The organism is Blastococcus sp. KM273129 (assembly GCF_021698995.1).
GTDB lineage: Bacteria > Actinomycetota > Actinomycetes > Mycobacteriales > Geodermatophilaceae > Blastococcus.
Window position 1 is genome coordinate 96,658 of record NZ_SSXB01000001.1, and the last position, 23,620, is coordinate 120,277.

The 23,620-nt window shown below is 70.8% G+C and carries 20 protein-coding genes; 13 read left to right on the forward strand and 7 right to left on the reverse strand.

Annotated elements, in window-relative coordinates:
• The first annotated feature begins 1 nt into the window (after position 1).
• The 3 genes from clpB to E9565_RS00490 all read left to right on the forward strand — a co-directional run bounded on the left by clpB (position 2) and on the right by E9565_RS00490 (position 3,730).
• Positions 2 to 2,644: an ATP-dependent chaperone ClpB gene (gene clpB / locus E9565_RS00480; protein WP_236833798.1), complete on the forward strand. Its 2,643-nt coding sequence runs from the start codon at positions 2 to 4 to the stop codon at positions 2,642 to 2,644.
• Between the two features lie 11 nt (positions 2,645 to 2,655).
• A complete protein-coding gene (trxA, locus tag E9565_RS00485) occupies positions 2,656 to 3,105 on the forward strand; it encodes a thioredoxin (protein WP_236833799.1) in 450 nt (149 codons plus the stop codon).
• 280 nt (positions 3,106 to 3,385) lie between these two features.
• Complete coding sequence (locus E9565_RS00490) at positions 3,386 to 3,730, forward strand: FHA domain-containing protein (RefSeq protein ID WP_304505866.1); 345 nt, start codon at positions 3,386 to 3,388, stop codon at positions 3,728 to 3,730.
• 1,102 nt (positions 3,731 to 4,832) lie between these two features.
• Here E9565_RS00490 and E9565_RS00495 read toward each other — a convergent pair.
• Positions 4,833 to 6,086 (reverse strand): phospholipase D family protein, encoded by a 1,254-nt coding sequence (locus E9565_RS00495; RefSeq protein ID WP_236833800.1) that lies wholly within the window; start codon positions 6,084 to 6,086, stop codon positions 4,833 to 4,835.
• Positions 6,087 to 7,185: 1,099 nt separating this feature from the next.
• Between E9565_RS00495 and E9565_RS00500 the strand changes: the two genes are divergently transcribed.
• Positions 7,186 to 7,578, forward strand: a complete 393-nt coding sequence (locus E9565_RS00500; protein ID WP_236833801.1) for an STAS domain-containing protein — start codon at positions 7,186 to 7,188, stop codon at positions 7,576 to 7,578.
• A 174-nt stretch (positions 7,579 to 7,752) separates the two neighbouring features.
• Here the strand turns inward: E9565_RS00500 and E9565_RS00505 are convergent, their stop codons facing one another.
• The 5 genes from E9565_RS00505 to E9565_RS00525 form a co-directional block, all read right to left on the reverse strand.
• Entirely contained in the window at positions 7,753 to 8,970 is a 1,218-nt protein-coding gene (locus E9565_RS00505; RefSeq protein ID WP_236833802.1) for a calcium:proton antiporter, read from the reverse strand.
• A gap of 101 nt (positions 8,971 to 9,071) precedes the next feature.
• On the reverse strand, positions 9,072 to 9,692 hold the full coding sequence (locus E9565_RS00510) for a copper chaperone PCu(A)C (RefSeq protein WP_236833803.1): 621 nt from the start codon (positions 9,690 to 9,692) through the stop codon (positions 9,072 to 9,074).
• Positions 9,693 to 9,817: 125 nt separating this feature from the next.
• The gene (locus E9565_RS00515) at positions 9,818 to 10,804 is read right to left on the reverse strand and encodes a M48 family metalloprotease (RefSeq protein WP_236833804.1); all 987 of its coding nucleotides are present in this window, start codon (positions 10,802 to 10,804) and stop codon (positions 9,818 to 9,820) included.
• Positions 10,805 to 11,075: 271 nt separating this feature from the next.
• Positions 11,076 to 11,894, reverse strand: coding sequence for a 6-phosphogluconolactonase (pgl, locus tag E9565_RS00520; RefSeq protein ID WP_236833805.1), 819 nt, complete (start codon positions 11,892 to 11,894; stop codon positions 11,076 to 11,078).
• Complete coding sequence (locus tag E9565_RS00525; protein WP_236833806.1) at positions 11,891 to 13,024, reverse strand: glucose-6-phosphate dehydrogenase assembly protein OpcA; 1,134 nt, start codon at positions 13,022 to 13,024, stop codon at positions 11,891 to 11,893. Before E9565_RS00525 ends, pgl begins: the two co-directional genes overlap by 4 nt.
• A gap of 1,027 nt (positions 13,025 to 14,051) precedes the next feature.
• Here E9565_RS00525 and E9565_RS00530 point away from each other — a divergent pair.
• The 3 genes from E9565_RS00530 to E9565_RS00535 all read left to right on the forward strand — a co-directional run bounded on the left by E9565_RS00530 (position 14,052) and on the right by E9565_RS00535 (position 15,395).
• Positions 14,052 to 14,264, forward strand: coding sequence for a hypothetical protein (locus E9565_RS00530; protein WP_236833807.1), 213 nt, complete (start codon positions 14,052 to 14,054; stop codon positions 14,262 to 14,264).
• 240 nt (positions 14,265 to 14,504) lie between these two features.
• Positions 14,505 to 14,717 (forward strand): DUF2905 domain-containing protein, encoded by a 213-nt coding sequence (locus E9565_RS23465; protein ID WP_374201712.1) that lies wholly within the window; start codon positions 14,505 to 14,507, stop codon positions 14,715 to 14,717.
• Between the two features lie 231 nt (positions 14,718 to 14,948).
• Entirely contained in the window at positions 14,949 to 15,395 is a 447-nt protein-coding gene (locus E9565_RS00535; protein WP_236833808.1) for an STAS domain-containing protein, read from the forward strand.
• Here the strand turns inward: E9565_RS00535 and E9565_RS00540 are convergent.
• A complete protein-coding gene (locus E9565_RS00540; protein ID WP_236833809.1) occupies positions 15,383 to 16,474 on the reverse strand; it encodes a DivIVA domain-containing protein in 1,092 nt (363 codons plus the stop codon). The two genes, E9565_RS00535 and E9565_RS00540, sit on opposite strands and share 13 nt — an antisense overlap.
• Positions 16,475 to 16,871: 397 nt before the next feature.
• Here E9565_RS00540 and E9565_RS00545 point away from each other — a divergent pair, with 397 nt between their 5' ends.
• The 6 genes from E9565_RS00545 (at position 16,872) to E9565_RS00570 (ending at position 23,620) form a co-directional block, all read left to right on the forward strand.
• Entirely contained in the window at positions 16,872 to 18,017 is a 1,146-nt protein-coding gene (locus E9565_RS00545; RefSeq protein WP_236833810.1) for a glycosyltransferase family 4 protein, read from the forward strand.
• Position 18,018: 1 nt separating this feature from the next.
• Positions 18,019 to 20,145 carry a glycogen debranching N-terminal domain-containing protein gene (locus E9565_RS00550; RefSeq protein WP_236833811.1) on the forward strand — a complete coding sequence of 709 codons (2,127 nt, stop codon included), beginning with the start codon at positions 18,019 to 18,021 and terminating at the stop codon, positions 20,143 to 20,145.
• Between the two features lie 380 nt (positions 20,146 to 20,525).
• Positions 20,526 to 20,999 carry a hypothetical protein gene (locus E9565_RS00555; RefSeq protein WP_236833812.1) on the forward strand — a complete coding sequence of 158 codons (474 nt, stop codon included), beginning with the start codon at positions 20,526 to 20,528 and terminating at the stop codon, positions 20,997 to 20,999.
• A gap of 347 nt (positions 21,000 to 21,346) precedes the next feature.
• The gene (locus E9565_RS00560) at positions 21,347 to 21,817 is read left to right on the forward strand and encodes a general stress protein (protein WP_236833813.1); all 471 of its coding nucleotides are present in this window, start codon (positions 21,347 to 21,349) and stop codon (positions 21,815 to 21,817) included.
• 316 nt (positions 21,818 to 22,133) lie between these two features.
• Positions 22,134 to 22,742, forward strand: a complete 609-nt coding sequence (locus E9565_RS00565; RefSeq protein WP_236833814.1) for an adenylate kinase — start codon at positions 22,134 to 22,136, stop codon at positions 22,740 to 22,742.
• Positions 22,743 to 23,041: 299 nt separating this feature from the next.
• Positions 23,042 to 23,620, forward strand: a complete 579-nt coding sequence (locus tag E9565_RS00570; RefSeq protein WP_236833815.1) for an NYN domain-containing protein — start codon at positions 23,042 to 23,044, stop codon at positions 23,618 to 23,620.

Below are 23,620 nucleotides of genomic sequence, written 5' to 3' on the forward strand. Positions count from 1 at the left end.
CGTGGACCTCAACCGACTGACCCAGAAGTCTCAGGAGGCCCTCCACGACGCGCAGACCAAGGCGCTGCGGTTCGGCCACACCGAGGTCGACGGGGAGCACCTGCTGCTGGCCCTGCTCGACCAGCCCGAGGGCCTGACCGGTCGGCTGCTGTCCCAGGCCGGCGCCGACCCCGACGCGCTGCGCGCCGACGTGGAGGCCGAGCTCGGCCGCCGGCCGCGGGTGACCGGACCGGGTGCCGCGCCCGGCCAGGTGTATGTGACCCAGCGGCTGTCGCGGCTGTTCGACACCGCCGAGCGGGAGGCGCACCGGCTCAAGGACGAGTACGTCTCCGTCGAGCACCTGGTGATCGCGCTGCTGGAGGAGGGCAGCGGCACCGCCGCCGGACGGCTGCTGCGCTCGGCCGGCCTGACCCGGGACAAGTTCCTGACCGCGCTGACCGACATCCGCGGCAACCAGCGGGTCACCTCCGCCATGCCCGAGGTCGCCTACGAGGCCCTGGCGAAGTACGGCCGTGACCTGGTCGCCGAGGCCGCCGCCGGAAAGATGGACCCGGTCATCGGCCGCGACACCGAAATCCGTCGGGTGGTGCAGATCCTGTCCCGCAAGACCAAGAACAACCCGGTGCTCATCGGCGACCCCGGCGTCGGCAAGACCGCCATCGTGGAAGGGCTGGCCCAGCGGATCACCCGCGGCGACGTGCCCGAGGGCCTGCGGGACAAGACCATCTTCGCCCTGGACATGGGCTCGCTGGTGGCCGGGGCGAAGTACCGCGGCGAGTTCGAGGAGCGGCTCAAGGCGGTGCTCAACGAGGTCCGCGCCGCCGAGGGGCGGATCATCCTGTTCGTCGACGAGATGCACACCGTCGTCGGCGCTGGCGCGGCCGAGGGCGCGATGGACGCCGGCAACATGCTCAAGCCGATGCTGGCCCGCGGCGAGCTGCACATGATCGGCGCCACCACGCTCGATGAGTACCGCAAGCACGTGGAGAAGGACGCCGCCCTGGAGCGCCGGTTCCAGCCGGTGATCGTCGACGAGCCGACCGTGGAGGACGCCGTGTCCATTCTGCGCGGCCTGCGCGAGCGGCTGGAGATCTTCCATGGCGTGAAGATCCAGGATTCCGCGCTGGTCGCCGCGGTCACCCTGTCGCACCGCTACATCTCCGACCGGTTCCTGCCGGACAAGGCCATCGACCTGGTCGACGAGGCCTGCGCGATGCTGCGCACCGAGATCGACTCCATGCCCGCCGAGCTCGACGAACTGACCCGGCGGGTGCGGCGGCTGGAGATCGAGGAGGCCGCGCTGGCCAAGGAGAGCGACCCGGCCAGCGGCAAGCGGTTGACGGAACTGCGGCGGGAGTTGGCCGACCTGCGCGCCGAGGCCGACGCCATGCACGCCCAGTGGGAGGCCGAACGCTCGGCCCTGCGCAAGGTGCAGGCGCTGCGCGAGGAGCTGGAGCAGGTGCGGCTGGACGCCGAGGCCGCCGAACGGTCCTACGACCTGAACCGCGCCGCCGAGCTGCGCCACGGGCGGCTGCCGGAGCTGGAACGGCGGCTGGCCGCCGAGGAGGAGCAGCTCGCGGCCAAGCAGGGCGGACGGCGGCTGCTGCGCGAGGTGGTGACCGAGGCCGAGATCGCCAACATCGTCTCCCGGTGGACCGGCATCCCGGTGTCCCGGCTGACCGAGGGGGAGCGGGACAAGCTGCTGCGCCTGGACGAGATCCTGCACGAGCGCGTCGTGGGCCAGGACGAGGCCGTGCAGCTGGTCGCCGACGCCATCATTCGTGCGCGGTCGGGCATCAAGGACCCGCGCCGGCCGATCGGCTCGTTCATCTTCCTCGGTCCCACCGGCGTCGGGAAGACTGAGCTGGCGCGCACGCTGGCCGCGGCGCTGTTCGACACCCCGGACAACGTGGTGCGGCTGGACATGAGCGAGTACCAGGAGCGCCACACCGTTTCCCGGCTGGTCGGCGCCCCACCGGGCTACGTCGGCTACGAAGAGGGCGGGCAGCTCACCGAGGCCGTGCGGCGCAAGCCCTACTCGGTCGTCTTGTTCGACGAGATCGAGAAGGCCCACGCCGACGTGTTCAACACGCTGCTGCAGGTGCTCGACGACGGCCGGCTCACCGACGCGCAGGGCCGCACGGTCGACTTCCGCAACACCGTCGTGATCATGACGTCGAACATCGGGTCGCAGTACCTGCTCGACGGGGTCACCGACAGCGGCGAGATCAAGCCCGAGGCGCGCGAGGCGGTGATGGCCGAGCTGCGCGGCCACTTCCGGCCGGAGTTCCTCAACCGCGTCGATGACATCGTGCTGTTCAAGCCGCTGACCCTGGCCGAGATCGAGACCATCGTCGAGCTCATGGTCGGCGACCTGCGCACCCGGCTGGCCGAGCGGCAGATGCGCCTGGAGCTGACCGAGGACGCCCGCCGGTTCATCGCTGCGCAGGGCTTCGACCCCGTCTACGGCGCCCGGCCGCTGCGCCGGTTCATCGCCCGCGAGGTCGAGACCCGCATCGGCCGTGCCCTGCTGACCGGGGACATCCTCGACGGGGCCACCATCCGCGTCGACGCCACCGACGGCCAACTCGTCATCCGGTGGGAGAACGAAAACCCCGCCGGCAGCGAGCAGGCCGTCGCCTGAGGAGGACAGCGATGACGTCACCCACCGTCGTGGCCTGCCCGTCCTGCGGCCGCCGCAACCGGGTGCCCGCCGACGCGGCGGGCACCCCCCGCTGCGGGCAGTGCCACACCCCGCTTCCCTGGATCGCCGACGCCGGTGACGCCGACTTCGCCGCCGTCGCCGAGCAGGCCCCGCTGCCGGTCCTGCTCGACCTGTGGGCCCCCTGGTGCGGCCCCTGCCGCATGGTCAGCCCCGCCCTGGAGGAACTGGCCCGCACCTTCGCCGGCCGGATCAAACTGGTCAAGGTCAACATCGACGCCGCGCCGCAGATCGCGCAACGGTTCACGGTGCAGGCCGTGCCCACGCTGATGGTCCTCGACCACGGGCGAGTCATCAGCCGCCAGGCCGGCGCGGCACCCGCACCGGCCCTGCAGAGCTGGCTGGAGCAGGCACTGTCGGAGGTGGGCACCCCCAGCCGATGAGGCTGTGCCAGTTGCGGGCCGGACGTAGGCACCGCACCAGCGGCTGTCGACCGTCCGGCCCCTGTCTGTCGCGGAGGTGCTGATGTGTTGCTCTCGATGTGGTCACTGCAACCCTGCAGGCAGCCGCTTCTGCGTCGGATGTGGAGCCGCGCTACCCCCTGAGCCGTCCCGCCTTCCCACGAACGCGATGTCGGCCGTCGAAGAGATGTCGGCCATCCGAGAACAGCCTGGTCCACCGGCACACGTATTCACGCCGTCGGCGGAGCATGCCCATGCCGACATGATCGAGGAGCTGCCGGCCGGGGCGGCGCTTCTGATCGTCACGCGCGGGCCGACCGCAGGCAGCCGGTTCGTGCTCGACCGACCTATGCTCACCGTCGGGCGTCATACGGAGAACGACATCGTCCTCGACGACGTGACAGTCAGCCGCCGGCATGCGGAGTTCCATCGTAGGGATGGCGGCTTCGTGGTCCACGACGTCGGCAGCCTGAATGGCACCTACGTCAACCGCGAGCCCGTGGCCGAGGCGACGTTGAGTTCCGGGGACGTGGTGCAGATCGGCAAGTTCGGGCTCCTCTACCTCAGCCGACAGTCCTCGACGAGCAGCCCTGCCGGTCTCCAGTGACGAACGGCAGCCGAACTGCGGATACGGGTGACCCATGCCCGCAAGGGATCAGGACCCTCAGCCCGCCAGTGCAGCCGTGCCCCGAAGGCACGCTCCACCGCAACGCGGAGAGATCGCCGCTCGGCGACGCGGGACATTACTGCTGGCTGCCAGGTGTGTCCGCAGCGCGGGCGCGCCGTGGATGCTCAACCCGACCCGTAGACGGGCGGCGCGGCGGCGGCCTGGGCCAGTCGCGCCGAGCAGGCCCGGGTCATCGCCCCAGGAGCCGACGTCGCCGTCGAGCGCCTGGGCGACGCGCATGGCGACATCTACGGAGAGCCCGTTACCTGTAGGTCCGGCAACAGGCGGGCGACCCGACCGGGGCGGGCCGAGCCGTACCGGCTCAGCGTCACCGCCATGTCGAGCCCGCCCAGCGGGCCAGCGACGGGGAACTGCTGGCGGGTCGTCGAAGCCGCTGCATGTCCCGCTCTGTCGGGGCGCAGCCATCTGTGTAGTGGAACTGGACGAGCACCCGTCGAGCCACCTGACAGCCGCGCTGAGGTGGTAGCGGGGGCACCGCTCCCCAGTGAGCCGTTCGCTGACCATGTCTTCTCTCGGGCGCTGATGTGCGAACCGGAGAAGGGGACCGCCGACCGTGGCTTCCACTCGTACTGATTCCCGCTGAGGGCGACTGCCGCACCCCGCACGCCGAGGGCGCGAACCCAACGCCCGCTGGAGTGAGTCAACCCGAGGGTCTGATGGGGAGCGTTTCGGGGCGAAGGCTGGTAGCCGCGGTAGGAAGCCAGGACACCAGTAGGGCTGGACGTCCCCGGTCCGCGCCACAGTGGACCGCAGGTGGCCGGGGGAGGGGGCCGCGGCCGTGCTTGATCAGAACTGGTTGCGCAGGCGCATCCGCCACGGCCGGCCGTCCGGGTCGTACGCCAGGTCGTAGAGCGGAGCGGCCAGTCGACGGCTCCATCGTTCGCCGCGGCGCCGTGGATGGCTGCGCAGGCGCCCCCGCGGCCGCAATCCGCGGTATCCCTCCACGTACCAGGCATCCAGCTGCGCGGCCGCATCGCGGACCGCGTCGGCCGCGCTGTCCGGATCGAGCAGATCCTTGTGGTCACCGACGGCGCGGCCTAGCTAGGTGCTCGCGCATCAGAGTCAGTCGCAGCTCCCGAGCGAAACGGCGGGCACCGTCGCCCAATCCTGCTGGATCCAACGGATGGCGGTCGTCGAGCTGTTCGTCGACAACGGCAGCCGTCAACTCAGAATCGTGAGTCCACGATCGCCGGTTGAGGTTGGCGCTGCCCACGGCGGCCCAGACATCGTCGACGATGCACACCTTGGCGTGCACATAGATCGGACGCCCGGCCTCGTTCTCCGGGTTGACCACTTGCACCCGGTGCCCGCCGGCGGCCAGCACGCTGTGCAACGCGGCGGACTGCCCGAAGGAGTACGCCGGCAGGTCCAAGCGTCCTTCTTGGTCGGGATAGCGCGGCACCACGATGATGAGCTGCAGCGACGGCGAGCGGCGAAGCGCCGCGGCGAAGACGTGCGCCACCTCCCGAGACCAGAGGTACTGGTCCTCGACGTACACCAGTCGCCGCGCCCGGGTGAGCGCCTTGGCGTAGCCTCGGGCCACGCTGCGTTCCCCGTGTGGGGCGAACGGATAGGCGGGATGCCGCCGCGGATAGCTGCGCAGCAGCTGGACGGTGCAGCTGCCAGCGGGTGCGGCCGGCGCAGCCGGTGGCGGGAGCGGCCCGGCTGTTCGCGGCAGCCCGGACAGCCGAGCGGGGATCGTGTGCCAGGGCAGCCGGGTCAAGCGGGCCGGATCGGTCCACCGCTGCCGGAACACGGTCTCGACGTCGCGGACGACCGGACCGCGCAGCGCCAACTGAACATCATGCCAAGCCGGCGTGGGCCCGTAGACCCGGCTGAAGGTTCGCGTCTGGTGGTCGCCCGCGTGGGACGCGTCGTCTCGGCGGGCGTGCGCGACGTCAATCCCGCCGAGGAAGGCCACCTCCGCGGGACCGGTCACCACCACGAACTTTTGGTGGTGACTGCCCAGGGCGCGGACCCGCTGATCGAGCAGGATCTGCCCGCCCGCAGCGGTCACTGCGCGGGCCAGCTTGCGGTGCGCGTCGAGGCTGTAACCCCAGGCCGCCAGATGGGAGTGCCAGAGCAAGCCCCGGACCACGACGCCCCGCTGTGCCGCGGAGACGAGCATCCCGGCGACCGAGGGGCCGCCGTCATCGAGCAGTTGATCAGGGTCGGCCCGCCACCCGGCCAGGAGAACGACGTCCCCGCTGCGCGTGTGCGCCACCGCATGGGCAAGTGCGGGCAAGTAGGCGCGCCCGTGCACCAGCGCCTGCACGTCATTCCCCTCATTCCACGCGCTCATCCCAGAGGCGCCGTTGCCGCGCTCGGCCGCAGACAGCAGCCATGGAGTCGTCCGGTCCTGCAGGCGTCGTGCCCATCTCGGCCCCCTTCGGCGCCCCAGCGCTCGATCAATGGCAGAAAGAGCGCGGGGATGCACAGCGGGAAACCTCTTCCTTGTCGTTGCCACCAGCCTGCGTCGCAGCCGAACAACCGACAACCGCTCGCCGCCAGGCCGGTAAGCGGATGTGGCGCGTCACGGAACCGTCGCACATGCACACGCCGGCCAGGGAACGGCAGCCACCGCCAACCTCACCAGGCCGTGCTCGGTGCAGCCGCAATCCTTCATCAAACAGAGGGGTCACAGGGAACGACAGCGATCCGCTGGAATGCCACCGCGCGGATCCAATGAAGCGCTGCACCTACACACACCTCGAAGGCGCGCGGCAGACTCGCGCCAACCCGGGCGAACTGCTGCGCCGCCGGGCCATCCGACCGGTGCCGTCGCGGGGCGGCACCGATGTTGGGCTTCCGGACGACCAGCAGCCACCGCCCGTGGTCGCCGGCCGGCAAGTACCCGGTCGCCAGCAGGCGGGCCTGTCCCCGGGGGACCGGTCGAGCGGGGCGTCATGAGCGGTCGGGCAGCCCGGGCAACTCACCGGTCTGCACCAGGCGCGCAGCGACGTCGCACACCTCGGTGTTCGTCTGCTAGGAGATTCGAGTCAAGGTCGGGAACGCCTGATCGGCGGCCAGCCGCAACCGCTCCATCATCATGTTCTTGCTCGGTCACCGCACGCGACGCAGTCTGCAGGTTCTGGGCCCGCTCCCATTCGCTCGGGTAGGCGGAAACCGACAGCGAGCCCAAGCACCCCTGCTCGACGGTGTGCGCACCGCTTGTCGTCGCGACACGCGTCACGTACGTTGCGCGCAGGGTTCAACAGCCAGAGCCCGGGCAGATCGCCCGCTTGAGTGCACCATTCAGACCGACGCTGCCGGCGTGCACATCGCTGGACTCGCCGCCCGGGAGCTTGCAGGTGCCAGTTCGCCCTCCGTCACGGCCCGTTCTCACAAGGCGTCAGCCCCCCGGTGAACTCTTCGTGAGCATCGACCTGGTCGCCGGCCGCATCTCCCTCGGCGGAGAACTCAATCGGCACACCGTTCACCACCTGCTTGACGCAGCGCGCACCCTGAGCGCGGTCCCGCATCCGCGATGGGTCATCGAGGCCGACGACATTCGATCCTGCGACTCGACCGGGCTGAGGGCGCTCAGCGCGTGCTATCGCAAGGCGCTCAGGCACGGCGCGACGATGAGCATCACGGGGCCCAGTCCTGCGTTGCGCCGCGCGCTGGCCTCCCTCCGGCTGGACCACCACCTCATGGACGGCGGCGACGCCGCGGCGGCCAAGGTGATCGTCCCCACGACCTATCCCCTCGCCAAGGTGTACGAGATCGCAGCGGTGCCATCGCCGGCCCCAGTGCCGCTCTCGTGACCGGTCTTGTGTCAGGCGTGGTGTTGGTCGACGCGCATTGAGGTGGGGTGAGGGCCCACCTGAGGAGACGCTGCGCGACGCCGGTCCCGGGCAGAAGGTGCCGTTCACCGTTGCCCACTCCGAGGGCGGCAACAGTGACATCACGGTCGGGATCAAATGCGTCGGCGGCTGGCCTCAGGGATTGGCGGCCAAGAACAAGAACGCGGCGCACAGCACCAGGTGAACGGCAGCCTGCAGCAGGGTCGACCGTCCGGGCATGACGGTGAGGACGCCGACCGCTGCAGTGAGCACCAGCAACGCAATCTGCAGCGGACCCAGGCCGAGCAGCAACGGTCCGGGCAGCCAGAAGGACGCCACCGCAATCGTCGGGATCGTCAAGCCGATGCTGGCCATCGCCGAACCCAGCGCCAGGTTCAGGCTGATCTGCACACGGTCACGGCGGGCGTTGCGCACCGCGGCCAGGGTCTCGGGCAGCAGCACGAGCACGGCGATGATGACGCCGACGAATGAGGCCGGAAGCCCGGCACCGGTCACGGCTTCTTCGATGGTCTTCGACTCCACCTTCGCCAGCCCGACCACGCCGATCAGGGCTGCCATGAGTAGCAGCAGGCTGGTCAGGGCCGACCGGGTCGAGGGCGGCGCGGCATGCTCACCGGCGCGACGTCGCCGATGAGCGCTGCGAAACTCGTCGGAGTCCTCATCGCGGGGCGGCAGGAAGTAGTCCCGGTGGCGGATGTTCTGCACGAACACGAACAGCCCGTACAGGGCTAGCGACACGACGGCGGCGAACACTAACTGGGCCGGGGTGAACGTCGGGCCGGGCGCGCTGATCGTGAAGGTTGGCAGCACCAGACACAACGCGGCCAGGGTGAGCACGGTGGCCAGCGCTGCGCCGGTGCCTTCTGCGTTGAACCGCGCGACCCCGTGGCGCAGCGCGCCGATCAGCAAGGCCAGCCCGACGATCCCGTTGCAGGTGAGCATCACGGCGGCGAAGACGGTGTCGCGGGCCAGCGAATCGGTTCCCGGCCCGCCGGAAAGCATCACACTGACGATCAGTCCGACTTCGATGATCGTGACCGCCACGGCCAGGATGAGCGACCCGAACGGCTCACCCACCCGCAGGGCGACCATCTCGGCGTGGTGCACCGCTGCCAGGACCGAACCGGCCAGCAGGCAGGCCACCGCCACCTGCGCCAGCGGCGACAGGTGCGGCCGCCCCCAGACGGCAGCCAGCATGCCGACGGCCAGCAGGGGAACGACGACGGTCGCCCAGCGTGCGAGCCGGGCGGGCAGGCCAGCCGCGGGGGAGGCGGCTGGGGTACCCGCCGTGGGCATGGTGGTGGCCGGGGGCTCATCCGTTCCGACTGCTGGTGGCGTCGTGCTGCGGCGCACCTTCGGTCCTCCCTCCACAGGTCGCTACCTCGACGCGCAAGTGACTAGGCGGCTTCCCGTTCCGATCGCTCGGTCGGATCGCCGGGCCGCCAGCCGGCGCGTCAGAAGTCGATGATCGGTTCGCGGGGCAGCGGCTCGGGCGCCGGCGCCACAATGGCCGTCACGGTGACCTCACCGGCTCGGGCGAACGTCAACGTCACCGGCATCGACTGTGCGGCATCGATCGTCCTGGTCAGCCCGGTCAGCACCACCGAGGGACCACCGCTCATGCCCAGGTACACCGCTTCGTCGGCCGGCAGCGGGATGTTCGCCGTGCCGGTCGCACCTGTCGGCGGCGCGGTCACCGGCTCGGCCTCCCCGCGTCGCGCCGCGATCAGCGTGTCGGAGGCGACAGGCGGAACGGTCGCGGTCGCGGCGGGCGCTCCGGTGACGGTGACGCCGGTGAAGAAGTCGCCGGTGATGGACAGCAGCTCATCGTCCTGGCGGCCACTGTTCACGATCGCCATGCTCAGCTCGGCCTGGTCACCGGGTCGGTAGATGCCCTCCGGGGGATAGGCCAGTTGCACGGCGCGAATGGTCACATCGCCGACAGAACCGAAGCCGCCGGTCTTGTCCCGTTCCTGTGTCGCAGTTTGCGTCACCTGACCGGCGCTGCACGCGCTGGCCATCATCAGCAGCGGCAGAAAAAGTGCGAGAATAACCTTTCGAACGGTGCGGCTCACAATGGTTCACCCCTTCCGGCCTGCGGTACGCAGAAAAGGTATGGGGAATCAGCGGGGCCAGGAGTCCGGGCCCGGTGGCGCGCCGGAACGCGCTGGCCCCGCTCGACCGTGGTCGGCCGGCCGCTTCACGCGACCCGGTGGTCGACCAGGCGCGCGATGCGGTCCGCGACCGGCGGATGGGTCATGAACAGCACCGACAGCGACCGCCGGCTGCCGCGCAGCGGATTCACCAGATACTTCGAGGACTGCGACGGCTCCACCGACATCGGCACGTACCGGGCAGCATGGTCGATCTTGGCCAGGGCGCTGGCCAGCGCCTGTCCGTCGCCGAGCAGGGCCGCGCCGGTGCGGTCGGCCTCGTACTCCCGGCTACGCGACAGCGCCAGCTGCAGCAGCGCAGCCGCGATCGGAGCGACCAGCGCGGTGACCAGCATCGCCAGCGGCCCGGGATCCTCCTCGTCGTCGGAGGAGCCAAAGAACGGCAGCCAGCCGATCACGTTCGCCAGAAAGCTGATCCCGGTCGCCAGCGCCGCGGCCACCGAAGTCAGCAGGATGTCCCGATTGCCGACATGCGCCAGTTCATGCGCCAGCACTGCCTTGAGCTCGCGCGGGGTCAGCAGATCCAGCAGGCCCTGGGTGACCGCGACCGCCGCGTGCCGCGGATTGCGACCGGTTGCGAAGGCGTTGGGCTGCCGGTCCGGGGTGACATACAGCTTCGGCATCGGCAGCCCGGCCTCGACGGCCAGCTCCTGCACGATGCGGTGGTAGGCCGGCAGCTCGCGGTCACTGACGGGCACCGCCCGGGCGGCCAGCAGCGCCAGCCGGTCGGAGAACCAGTACGAGCCGCCCACCGCGGCCAGGCCGGCGACGAGTCCGATCGTCGTGCCGACGTTGCCGAACAGCGAGCCGAGGCCGACCAGCAGCCCGCCCAGCGCGGCCAGCAGGACGGCCGTCTTGACACCGTTCCAGCCGACGCGCGCGGTCGAGAAGTACGAACGGCGGCGAGACGGTGGGGAGAAAGAGAGCTGGCCGCGCTCGTTCCTGTCGTGCGGCCAGGTCCTTCGGGGCGCGAACTCCGAGTAAGGCAGGGAGTCGCGCAGTGCTGGGGCCATCAGATCCTCCTCTCACGCGAAAGCCCAAGCACCGCCGCGCTCGCGACAGTGCACATCCTGCATTGCTAGAGACGTCGACAGTTATTGGCTTGTTCCCGGTCGTCAGCCCCTCAGTGATGGTTAGCGCCGTGGAATAAAGCTGCCCGTAATCGGGTATACCGGCTTCTTCCGGCCATTCCTATCAGCTGGAAAGTCGCGTTCGTGAACGAGGCAGAGCACAGCCGCACCTATGCGCGCCGTGCGCGTGGTGTCGCTCCCCGCGGGCGGTCGCTCAGGGCCGCTTCTGCGCCCGCGGGAGCGCGCGGGCGGCGGAGCCGTCCAACCACCAGCGAGTTGTGCTGACCCCGTGCACGCCCGCCGCGGGCAGCAACCGTGCATCGGCGCCGGACAGGGCAGCGGTCACTGCCGCCGCCTTGTCCTGTCCGGCGACAACCAGCCACACCTCGGCAGCGGTGTTGATGGCCGACAACGTCATGCTCAGGCGGGTCGGCGGAGGCTTCGGGCAGTTCCGCACCGCCACCACGAGCCGGTCGTCGGCCAGGACCGTCGGGCCGGGAAAGATCGAGGCCACATGTCCCTCGGCGCCCACGCCCAGCAGCAGCACGTCGAAGCGGGGCAGCCGTTGTCCCGGCGCAGCCGCGGCAGCCAGCCGCCCGGCGTACCACGCGGCGGCGTCCTCCGGCCGGGCAAACCCGCTGTCGGAGGCGGGCATCGGGTGCACCCGGTCCGCCGGCACGCCGATCGGATCCAGCAGCGCCCGGCGGGCCTGCAGGTCGTTGCGTTGCCGGTCGTCGGCGGGCACGAACCGCTCATCGCTCCACCACACCTCCACCGCCGACCAATCGACCGGCCGGTGATCAGCAGGGGGCAGGGTGGCGACCCGAGCCAAGACGGCGGTGCCGATGCCGCCACCGGTGAGCACCAACGACGCGGTGCCGTGCACCGACTGTGCCGCGGCCAGCCGGGCGGTCAACGCCGACGCGACCGCCCGCGCCAACTGGTCCGGATCGGCCAGAGTAAGGACGTGCGGCCGTGTCCGGCCGCCCGGCCCGGTTTCGCTCGGCGCTCGGCCGGGATGGGACGGGCTCATCGACGCACGAGCTCGGGCTCACCCGGATCGCGATCGGTGGCGGTCCCACCACCGGCCGCCGCCGGGTCTGAAGTGGTCGCTTCGTCACCACTCCCGCGGTTCCGTTCATGCTGTCCGGGTGTTCCCTTGCCCCTGGTCGCCGGCTGCGTCGGGTCCACCCAGATGTGCTGGCGGGTCCGGGGCCGGCCGGCCAGGCCGGTGCGGCCGGTGGCGGTCTCCAGGGCCTGGCCGTAGGGCTCGTCCGGATCCAGCCGGCGCAGCTCTTCACCGAGCAGGTCGCCCAGACCGCGCTCGGGCAGGGGCACGGTCGTGTCCGCTCGGCCGGGCTGGACGATGACCGCTCGGCCGGGCCGGTCGGCCGAGACGCGGATCTCCTCGTCACGGTCCAGGTGCAGCGTGACCGCGGTGAGGCCGCTGGATCCGGCGGGTCGGCCGCTGCTGACCACGTCGATCGCGCAGCCGCACCGCCATCGCAGCCAGCCGGCGACCAGCGCGGCGGTGGCGTTGCGCGGATCACCCTCGATGCGGCCTCCGCGCAGCCGCAGCGGCTCCGCGCTCCGGGCGGCGGCTGCGTCCAGCGTGGAGGTGAGGATCGACCGCCACAGGGTGCTGCGGGTCCAGGCCAGATCGGTATCGCCGGGAGCATAGTCGTCGGCGCGTGTCCAGAGGGCGGCCAACGGATCGTCGGCCAGCGCGCAGTCGGTGATCCGTCGGTCGGCAAGGACGGCGAGCGCGTCGGTGGCCAGCATCTCCGGCGGCGGGGCATGCCACCACGTCACCACCGGCACGTCCGCGGCCAGCAGCGGAACGACCACCGACTCGGCGTGCAGACCCAGGCGCCCGTACATCCGCATCACCACGGCCTCAGCGGGCCCGAGTCGGCCTCCCACCAGCACCTCGGCGTCCAGCCGCGGCGGGGCGTCGACCTGCCGGCGCACGACCAGCAGGATTCGGCAGGGGTGTTGCGCGGCTGCGGTCGCCGCGGCTTCCTCGGCCTCTGCCACGTTGGCTTCGTCGGCAATGACGATCAACGTCAGTGCGAGACCAGAGATCGCGGCGCCGCCGGTGTGCCGTTGCCGGGCCAGTTCGTTCACGATGGCCGTGCCCGTGGTGTCCCACAGCGTCGTCATCGCGTCTCCCGTTCGAGATCAGCATTGTTCGACGGAGCAGGTGCCCGAGGCTGTGCGCCTGCAGGCGACACGGGTGTTTCCGGCTCGGCCCGATTTCATGCGCGGTCGAACAAAGGGCTGCGCCGGCCAGAGTGCCGTCCCAGACCGCTGGGTGCCCGACTCGGACCGCCGCGGGCCACGCCGAATCGGTTCGAAGGCGTCTTGGCTGCGCGGGGTTGGTCGTGCGGCCGCCGCGGTCGCGGCGACAAGTGCACCCTCGGGCGAGGCCCTTCTGCCTGTCTGTCGTTGCCCTGGTCGCCGAGCAGCGGCGGCATGACCGGCACGGTCGCCGGGCGCACCTGGCGACGGCCGACGCCGTCGAGGCGCCACGGGCGGGAGGGCGCTGTTGGTTTGTATCGCCGGTCCTGTCGCAGGGCCAACGCTTCGTACTCGACGGTGACGTGATCACCGTGTGTCGGCATGCCGGCAGCGACATCCTGCTCGACGATGTGACTGGCACTTTCATCACGCGGAGGTCTATGGCGACGCCGTTGGGTCCGCCATCACGACGTCGGCAGCCTCAACGGCACCTCCGTCAATCGCCGTTCGGTGCACATCGCCAGGCGTGGCTGCGGTAGCCAGGTGCAGATCGGTGTCTTCCGGTTCCTCCACGTCACCTCTCCTGATAGGGATCAGCCGGCAGGCGGTAGACCGGCACACTTCGGGACGGGCGATGCTCGATGAGTCATGGGCCAGCACCCACCTCAGGTCACGGCGGGGTGAACTTGGGCAGAGGGGACAGTTTCGGCCTGCGGTTGGGGTGCGTTCTCCACCGGCCCATGGGCCGGGGCATCACAACGTGGGGATCCTCCGCGCTGGCAGCCGTCGGGTGGCACCAGGACGATGTCAGCTGCTCGGGCTCAGGCGCGGTCACCCTGGCTGGGCCTGTCGGGTCCAGCCAGGCCGTCTCAGCTCGGTGGGGGAGAGCCCGGTGGGCGAGTGAGCAGCGGTCTCGGTGGCGAGACGGTGAGCGAGAAGAGGAGGACAGGTGAGCGACGTCGTGCAGTGGGGCGCGACTCTGAGGGATCTGCTGGTCGATGGGCACGACGCCCGGCCGATGCGGATTCTGACTGTGCCGGGTGTCGAGTACGTGGGCACCGTGCTCCACCTCGGCAGTGACCACGTGGTGTTGAAGACCGAGTTCCATGTGGTGACGATCGTTCTGGCACACATCGTCAGCGCGCAGCTGGACTTGCCGTGAGCGCGTTCGTCGAGATGGGTGCAACCGCCTCAGCCCGACGCGGTTCGGCAGCTTGTCGGGCGCCGAGGTAGCCGATTCGGCGCTGCCTTCTACCAGCGGCGGCCGTGCCAGCCGACATGGTGGCGTGTTGAGCGAAACCCGGAGGGTGCCGAGTGCCGCTCTGCCCCAGTCGCGGCGCGTTTCGGCAGGATGCGGATGGGCCATCCCGCGAAGGTCTCGTGACCTTGGCGGAGGAACACAATGGGTCGGGATGTCGGTCCACTGCTCGTCGTCTTAGGGCTCTCGGTGGCTGTGGTTGGCCTGTTGGCGTGGAGCGGCGGGCTCACCTGGTTCGGACGCCTGCCGGGAGACATCCGGATCGAACGCGAAAACGTGCGCGTGCACATCCCAGTGGTCTCGATGCTCATCCTCTCGGTGGTCGCCAGCGTCTTGCTGTCCTTGTTCCGACGATGAGCGGCACAGTCGGGCTGACCTGCGCTGGGCCTCGCCTCACCCGAGCAGAAGCCTGCGCTCCGCTGACCTCGACAGATGCTGCGAGGCGGGGATACCCGCTCGCGGGTGATCTTGGATACCCTGCGCGGTGAGGAGCCAACACAACAGGGCGGGCACGACGTCCGCGCGGCGCAGTACCGGGTCACCTGACCGGCGCATGCCCCTGTGAGGCGTGCACTGGGAGGTCCAGGCGTGCAGTCCCCGGTTCGGCTCGCCGCCCACCATCACGAGGAGCCGCTGGCAACGCAGCTAGATGTCAGTGTGGACACCAGCCGCGGCTCTATCACCTTGGTCGGCGAGCTGGACCGCCAGACCGCCCGTCAGCTGCTGGACGGAGCCCGGGCCTTGGCTGCTGCCGGACTGAGCCACTGGGTGGTCGACGCCCGGGGGTTGCACTTCTGCGATGCCAGCGGGTTGCGGGCCATCAGTGTGACCTACCGCAGGGCGCTCCGGAACGGTGCGACGATGACCGTGGTGGGTGCAGGCCGGTGGCTGCGCAGGGCGCTGGCCACGATTCGGCTGCATCACCATGTGTTCGCCGATGCCGGCCGGGCATGGGGCGCACCTGTCGACAGCCATGTGCCGGTGGCGAGTGATGTGCCGGCGGCCTACCCCCTGGCCAAGTGCTACACCCTCTGACGGTCGGCCGCGCCGCTGAAGGCTGCCCGCTCGCGCGGTCTCGTGCCCTCCCTGCCCCTACCGGGCGCCGTCGCGGCAGGGAGCGACTGAGCGGCAGAACGGGCACCTGTGGTGGAAGCCGCTCGGCGACCGTGTCCTACGTTGGCCAAGATGTGCGCCACGTCGGGCCCATCCGTCTGCGAAGTCATCCGATCCTCGACCGGTTCCGCAGCGATGTTGGCTGAGAAGGAGAACGCGCGCGCTGGATCGTCGGCAACCAGGCGCAGCGCCTCATCCAGTTGATTGGTCAGCAGGCGCAGGAACTCCCGCACGCCTTCCTGCCGGCCGAGCAGCAGCTCCAGCCGTTGCTCGGCGTCGGCTACTCGCGCGGCTGCCTGTGCCTCGGCGGCCTCACGAGCTTCGCGCGACCGCTCCTCCTCGGCAGCCAACTGCTGCGCCGCCGCAGCCGCGACACGAGCCCGGTCCTGCGCTGCCTGCTCATCGAGTCGCTGTCGTTCGGCGGCCGCCTGCTGCCGGACGCGCTCGGCGTTGACCAGCGCACGCTCCATCGAGGCCTTGGCGTCGGCCCGGAGGCGTTCGGCTTCGTCGAAGCGGGTGGCTGCCTCCGCTTCCAGTTGCTGCGCCCGTCGCTTAATCAGGTCCGCTTCGACGTGGGCCTGCGCGACAATGTCGGCGGCCTCGGCCGCCCCGGCAGCCCGAGCGGCGTCGGCCTCCTCCGCCGCCAAGCGCAGCATCTCGGCGACCCGGTCGGAAAGCGCGGTCAGCTCCCGGCTCTGTGGGGACTGCGCCAGCACCTGCTGAGCGCGCTGCAGTTCCGCCTCGCGGCTGCCCAGTCGCTTCACAAGCTCGCTGATCGCGCGACGGGAGGCGAGCAACTCGTGCTCCGCCCACGCGACGTAGTTGTCCACCTGCAACCGGTCGTATCCGCGCAGCGCCGAGGTGAAGGCAGGACCGGATTCGAGCATCGACCGCAGGTCGCCCGACAGGTTCGGTCGACCTCGCTGCGACGACGGTGACGGCGCTGCTGAGACCGACGCCTGGACCTCGACGGGCGTGACTTGTTCCTGCTGCACGGTCATCGACGCTCTCCACGGGCTTCGCCAACATGATCTTTGCCGAGCGGATCGGAGTGTAAAGTCGCTGCTCAAGGCGCACCGGATGAGGCGGCAGCTTTGGCATTGCCCGGCCGGGGTGCCGGCAACCGCAGCGTGATCGGTCCCACAGCTACTGGTTCGCGACCGCACCCACGACACATGGTGCGACCGCAACTGAGCCGCTGCGGGCCGGTCGAGTTGCTCAGCTCGCCGCTCGGCTGCTAGATCAACAGCTGTGGGTGAGCGGCGTGCCCTGTCGCTGCCGGCTCACCCAAGCCCCCCTCGGACAGTGCCGTCCGTCTTCTGGTTCAGAAGTCCTTCGCGGAGGATCCCTGTGCTGGTTGACCTGGAGAAGCAGTCTCCCGACCTTTGGGCCCGCTCCATGCGACGGAGCGTCGCCTCCGACTGCCATGTCCCGCCGCTGCGGGTCGCGCTGGTGGCCCCGCCCTACTTCGAGGTTCCGCCGGGCGGCTATGGCGGCGTGGAAGCCGTGGTGGCCGACCTGGCCGACGCGCTGGCCGCTCAGGGCCACCACGTCACCCTGCTGGGCGCCGGTCGCTCGACGACCCGGGCGGAGTTCGTGCCGCTGTGGCCGGAGCCGGTGCCGCAGCGCCTGGGAGAGCCGACGCCGGAGATCGTGCACGCCGCCGCGGCCCGCAACGCTCTCCTGCAGCTGGCCGACGCCGGCGAGCTCGACGTCGTGCACGACCACACGCTGGCCGGCCCGCTCAACGCGGCCGTGCTCCGGCGGCGCGGCATCCCCACGGTGCTCACCGTGCACGGCCCGGTCGATGCGGACATGCACCGCTACTACCGCGACCTCGGCGCCGACGTCGGACTGATCGGCATCAGCCACCGGCAGCGCGAGCTGGCACCAGACCTGAACTGGCTCGGCGTGGTGCACAACGCCCTGCGGCCGGAGGACTGGCCCTTCCGCGCCGAGAAGGGTGACTACGCACTGTTTCTCGGCCGGTTCCACCCGCAGAAGGCGCCGCACCTGGCGCTGGACGCCGCGCATGCGGCGGGTGTGCCGCTGGTGCTCGCCGGCAAGTGCAGCGAGCCGGTCGAGCAGGAGTATTTCGATCGTGAGGTGCGGCCCCGGCTGCGCAGCAGCGACCGGCTGATGGGTGTGGCCGACGCAAAGACGAAGCGGGAGCTGCTCGCTCATGCCCGTTGCCTGCTCTTCCCCATCCAGTGGGAGGAGCCCTTCGGCATGGTCATGATCGAGGCGATGGTCTGCGGCACGCCCGTGGTCGCCCTCCGCGGCGGCGCGGTCGCCGAGGTGGTCACCGACGGCGTCACGGGCCTCGTCTGCGACCACCCCGACCAGTTGCCCGCTGCGCTGGCCGCGGTAACCGGCCTGAACCCGCACGACTGCCGGGCCAGCGTGATCGAGCGGTTCTCCGCCGACCGGATGGCCGAGGGCTATGTCGCCGCCTACCGGCAGGCCATCACTGCACAGACCCAGAAGGCGACCGGTTACCGGCCCACCCTGGCCGCTGACACCTTCCTCGCCGAGGTGGGCTGACATGACCGCGCCGCTGAACGCCGCTGAACCCGTGGTCGTCTCGGCCGGCAGCGGACTGGTCACCCTGGTCGACGGCGCCACGTTCTGCCTGTCCGAGGCCACCGGGGACGTCATCCCCGGTGGCGCGCAGGGGCTGTACTTCCGCGACGCTCGCGTGTTGTCCCGATTCGAGCTCCGCCTCGACGGCGCACCGCCGTCCCCGCTGTCAGTGCTGAGCCAGGAGGCCTACAGCGCCCGGTTCCTGCTGCGCCGGCCGCCCGTTCCCGGTCGGGCCGACAGCACCCTGCTGCTGGTTCGGGAGCGGCTGGTGGCCGACGGCCTCCGCGAGGCCCTGACCGTGGAAAACCTGGGGACGGAGGCCACGACGGCCAGCCTGTCGCTATGGGTGACTGCCGACTTCGCCGACCTCTTCGCGGTGAAGGAGGGCCGACCCGGCCCGGGGGAGGGGAACGTCCAAGTCGACCACGACTCTCTCGTCCTGACCTCGCCCGATGGCGACCGCGGACTTCTGCTTGCCGCTACCGAAAACCCCATCGTCACCCCCGCAGGCTTCACCTGGCGGGTGGTCGTGCCACCACGCGCCACCTGGTCGGCCGAGGTCACCGCACAACCGATGCTCGACGGCCGCGTACTGCAGCCCAGGGCAAACCGCGGAGAAGGAGTCGAGACCAGCCGACCGGCCCAGCAGCTGCGCCGGTGGCGCCAGACCAGCACGACGATCACCGCCGACCATCCGGTGCTCGCCGAGACGCTGCGGCGCACCGAAGACGACCTCGGTGTCCTCCAGATCCACGACCTGCCCGGCGACCAACCCGTGGTCGCAGCCGGCGCGCCGTGGTTCATGACGCTGTTCGGCCGCGACAGCCTGCTCAGCAGCTACATGGCGCTGCCACTGGAGACATCGCTGGCGCAGGGGACCCTGCAGACGCTTGCCCGGTTGCAGGGCCGACGGGTCGATCCCCACACCGAGGAAGAACCCGGGCGCATCCTGCACGAGCTGCGGCTGGGCCCCGACCGGGACACCGCCCTGGGCGGCAGCCACTACTACGGCACCGTCGACGCCACGCCACTGTTCGTCGTGCTCCTGGCCGAGGCCTGGCGGTGGGGCATTCCGGAACAGGTCGTCCGTGAGCTCCTGCCGGCCGCCGACGCCGCCTTGGAGTGGATGGACCACCACGGCGACCGCGACGGTGACGGATTCCTGGAGTACCAGCGAGCGACCGACCGCGGCCTGGTCAACCAGGGCTGGAAGGACAGCTTCGACGGCATCAACGACGCCGCCGGACACCTCGGCGCCGCGCCGATCGCGCTGTGCGAGGTCCAGGGATACGCCTACGCCGCGCGGCTGGCCCGCGCCCAGCTCGCCGAGGCCTTCGGCGACCCCGACACCGCCCAGCGCCTGCGGGACCGCGCCGCCGAGCTGCGCACCGCCTTCGCCGAGAGGTTCTGGCTGCCCGACCGGGGCTGGTTCGCCGTGGCCTTGGACCGCGACAAGCGGCCGGTGGATGCGCTGACCAGCAACGTCGGCCACTGTCTGTGGAGCGGCATCGTCACCGATGAGCACGCCGCGGCGCTCATCGAGCGGCTGGCCGACTCTCGCATGGACACCGGCTACGGGCTGCGCACGCTGGCCGCGGACATGGGCGCCTACAACCCGATGAGTTATCACAACGGCTCGGTGTGGCCGCATGACACCGCGATCGCCGTGGCCGGCCTCATCCGGTACGCCCACCTGCCCGGAGCCGTGGAGCTGGCCCACCGGTTGGCCAACGGGCTCCTCGATGCGGCCGCGGCGTTCGGCGGGCGGCTGCCGGAACTGTTCTGCGGCTTCGCCCGGCACAGGTTCGGCCAGCCGGTGCCGTACCCGACGTCGTGCTCGCCGCAGGCCTGGGCCAGTGCTGCGCCGCTGCTCCTGGTCCGGGCGCTGCTGGGCGTCGAGCTGGACGTGCCGTCCCGCACGCTGACGCTGCAGCCCCGGCTCCCGGCCACCTGGGGGCACGTCGTGCTCAACGGGCTGGCGGTGGGTTGCGCTCAGGTACGCATCGACGCGGCTCAGGACTCGGCCATGGTGGATGGTCTGCCGGACGAGTGGGTGCTCAAGGGGGCTGCCGCCACGGCCGACCAGTGACACGACCGCGCCGCTGCAGCCCTGCGGACGGTGGCGCGAGGCAATCGGGCCGAAAGCGATCAGGCCCACAGATGGAGACCTGGCAGTCGCGAGCCCGCGCCGGTCTGGTTGAGGTCGATGTCGGACACGAGGAGGGACCGCCGAGCACTCGGCGGTCCCTCGTCACCACCCAGGGGCTGTCCCCGCGGCACCGCTGCACCCCCTACGGGGTGACCCTCTCCGCACGAGCGCCGCTGGAGCGGCGACCCGTTCACCGGCGGTGGCTGCGGGGATTAGCCCGCCCCACCTCCTACGAGGTGGACGCACGCACGAACAAGGCTGCCTGCCGCTCTATTCCCGGCACCGGCGGAACTGTCGGCGGAGTACGGCACCGTCTGGACATGTCGACGCCGACGGGAGCCCGCCACCCCTCCGACCTCGTCGCCACTGCGCTGCTGTGGGACCTGGACAACGTCGCCGTCCCCCTCGCCGAGATGAACTCCTTCGCGCGGACGCTCGGTGCCCTGGTGCCGCCCACGGCGCCGAAGGTGGCGGCCGCGAACTGGCGCGCGTTCCGCCTGTACGGCGACGTCCTGCGCGCGCACGGCATTCGAGTTCTCTCCGGAGGCCGCGATCCCGCCGGCGCCGACGGAGTGCTGCTGCGCCAGGCCAAGCGGCTGCGCAGCGGCGGAGCCACACGATTCCTCGTCGCCAGCAACGACCGGGTCTTCGCCCGGCTCGCAACCCGCGCCGAGGTGCACGTGGTCACGCGCACCGGCGACCTGGTCAGCGGACGGCTGCGAGCCGTCGCTCGCAGCGTCACGGTGCTGGCGCGCGAGGAGGACGGATGCTGGACCGCCTTGCCGGCGGCCTGACCGCCCACGATCCGGTGCCGGGGTGACGAAGCGCTGATGGTGCCCGCAGCGCGCAGGAGCACGCGGGCAGGTCGCGGGGTCCGGTCCGGATGGGGGCGAGCGGGCTGCAGCGTCAAGGACTGGGGTCGTCGCCGCGCGGCAGTGGGCGGGGGAGCCAGCGACGGCGTGGACCGACCGGAGCGCGTGAGGGATCCGGCTGCCGCGTCCGAACGCCGGACCGAGGCCAATGCAGACCGTGCGGCCGGAAACCTGACGCCCGCCGGATCCGATGTTTGAGCTTTCATCCACATCGGTAGCTGAAGTACCACCAACGGATGGGGAAGCGAACAACCAGAAGGGAGCCGACCATGACCACCGTTTCCCCCAACACCGGCGCCGCGACCGGCCGCCTGCTGACGCTGGCCCGCTTCGGTACCTACGCCGAGGCCCAGCGGCTGGTGGACCGGCTGTCGGACGCGAAGTTCCCCGTCGAACGCACCCGAATCGTCGGCAACGGCATTCGCACCGTGGAGACGGTCACCGGGCGGATGACCACCGGCCGAGCCGCCCTCTACGGCGCCGGCAGCGGCGCATGGCTGGGCCTGTTCATCGCGCTGCTGTTCGCGATCTTCACGATCGGCCCGGTGTGGTGGGGCGTTCTGCTCACCACCGTCCTCATCGGCGCGGTCTTCGGCGCGGTCCTCGGTGCAGTGGGGCACGCGCTCACGGGCGGAGCACGCGACTTCGCCAGCGTGACCGGCATCGAAGCCGACGAGTACGAGGTCCAGGTCGACGCCGCCTACTACGACGAAGCGATGCGTCTGGCCGAGACGGCCTGATTCTGACCGCAGCGGAGTCGCTGGCCGAACACGGACCGGCGGCTCCGCACACACACCAAGCCCTCCGCGGTGGACGCGGACAGCCGACAACCGACGCCGCTGCGGCCCCCGGTCGATCACCCGACGGTGATCCGTCCGCCTACGTGGTCCGCGCGCGGCTCCCGTCCGTCGCACGTGAGCGCCGGCGCACCCGAGCCTGTGTCCCGGGCCAGGCAGCGCCGGCGTGGCACCCGGGTGCAGTCGCAGCGCCGGCCGTCGGCCGGGGCATCACCGGCGCAGCGGTATCCGAGGGCATTCCGAGGTGAGGCGAAGGAGCGTGGACACGGTGCGGGTTGTCTTGTTAGGGCCGCCGGGGGCAGGCAAGGGCACCCAGGCGCGGCAGATCGCCGACCGGCTGGGCGTTCCGGCGATCTCAACCGGGCAGATCTTCCGCACCCATGTCGCCGAGCAGACCGACCTGGGCCGACGGGTCAGGCCCTACCTCGATGCGGGAGAGTTCGTGCCCGACGAGGTCACCATCGCCACGGTCGAAGACCGACTCACCCGACCGGACGCCCGCGCCGGATTCGTGCTCGACGGGTTCCCGCGCACCGTCCGGCAGGGCAACGCCCTGCGCACGATCCTGACCGGAATGCAGACCCGACTGGACTGCGCGCTGGAGCTCGTCGTCGAGGAGGAGGAAGTCATCCGCCGGCTGGCCAACCGGCGGGTGACGGGTGATACCGCCGGAGGGCGACGTCCGAACGACCAGCCCGACACCATCCGGCACCGGCTGACCGTCTATCGCGAGCAGACGGCTCCGCTCACCGAGTACTACGAAGCCGAAGGAGTCTTGGTACGCATCGACGCCTCGGGTCCGGTCGATCAGGTCACGCAGCGGGTCATGACCGCGCTGCAGACCGCCGCGTCCCGCCGCTCACCGTGACCGCCAGGCCCAGCACGCCGGACGCCCGTCGGCTCCGCGGCCGTACCCACCGCGAGGCGACCGCCGCCGATCTCTGATTCATGACGGCCACGCCGGCGCGGCCCGAGCGACGAGTCGCGCAAAACCATTCAACACCGGAATCGACCGGGGGACGAGGCTCAACGCAGCTGTGCCGGCCACGAATGGCGAGGGTGCAGGGCGTCCGGCTGGCGAGGGTGCAGGGCGTCCGGCTGGCGAGGGTGCAGGGCGTCCGGCGTGTCGGCACTGCGCCGACGGGCTGCCCCGCACAGGGTGGACCCGTGGACCGAACCGTCCTGCTGGTGGACGCAGGCAACCTGCTGGCAGCAGGCGGCAACCTGACCGTGGCGAACAACCGCCGCCACGACCTCGACATCCGCGTCGGGCCACTGCTCAGCGCGCTGACCGCACTCGTCGCGGAGCACGCGCGGCTGCCGCTGCTGCGCACGTACTGGTACGACGCCAGCCGCGAAGGACGGCTCACCGCCGAGCACGAGGCCGTCCGCGGGCACCCCTACACCAAGCTGCGACTCGGGCGACTCGTCGGAGGCGCGCAGAAAGGCGTGGACGCGCTGATCTACCGCGACCTGACCACCCTGGCTCGGCAGCGCTCCATCGCCAGCGCCTACCTGTTGGCCGGTGACGAGGATCTGCGCGAAGGCGTCGCCGAGGCGCAGTCTCTGGGCGTCCAGGTGATCCTGCTGGCGGTAGAGCCCGCAGGCAACAGCAAGATCTCCGACGCCCTGCTGTGGGAGGTCGACGACGTGCTCGACCTTGACCGCGCCTTCCTCGCACCGTTCTTCACTGCCCGCGGCGTTGGCGCGGAGCCAGCCGCCGGAGCAGTCACCGACTCCACATGA

Excerpts from the sequence above, each read along its gene's own strand:
- trxA (WP_236833799.1), top strand. The coding sequence starts at position 2,656 with ATGACGTCACCCACCGTCGTGGCCTGCCCGTCCTGCGGCCGCCGCAAC.
- E9565_RS00490 (WP_304505866.1), top strand. The coding sequence starts at position 3,386 with ATGATCGAGGAGCTGCCGGCCGGGGCGGCGCTTCTGATCGTCACGCGC.
- E9565_RS00515 (WP_236833804.1), bottom strand. The coding sequence starts at position 10,804 with ATGGCCCCAGCACTGCGCGACTCCCTGCCTTACTCGGAGTTCGCGCCC.
- pgl (WP_236833805.1), bottom strand. The coding sequence starts at position 11,894 with ATGAGCCCGTCCCATCCCGGCCGAGCGCCGAGCGAAACCGGGCCGGGC.
- E9565_RS00525 (WP_236833806.1), bottom strand. The coding sequence starts at position 13,024 with ATGACGACGCTGTGGGACACCACGGGCACGGCCATCGTGAACGAACTG.
- E9565_RS23465 (WP_374201712.1), top strand. The coding sequence starts at position 14,505 with ATGGGTCGGGATGTCGGTCCACTGCTCGTCGTCTTAGGGCTCTCGGTG.
- E9565_RS00540 (WP_236833809.1), bottom strand. The coding sequence starts at position 16,474 with ATGACCGTGCAGCAGGAACAAGTCACGCCCGTCGAGGTCCAGGCGTCG.
- E9565_RS00545 (WP_236833810.1), top strand. The coding sequence starts at position 16,872 with ATGCGACGGAGCGTCGCCTCCGACTGCCATGTCCCGCCGCTGCGGGTC.
- E9565_RS00550 (WP_236833811.1), top strand. The coding sequence starts at position 18,019 with ATGACCGCGCCGCTGAACGCCGCTGAACCCGTGGTCGTCTCGGCCGGC.
- E9565_RS00555 (WP_236833812.1), top strand. The coding sequence starts at position 20,526 with ATGTCGACGCCGACGGGAGCCCGCCACCCCTCCGACCTCGTCGCCACT.
- E9565_RS00560 (WP_236833813.1), top strand. The coding sequence starts at position 21,347 with ATGACCACCGTTTCCCCCAACACCGGCGCCGCGACCGGCCGCCTGCTG.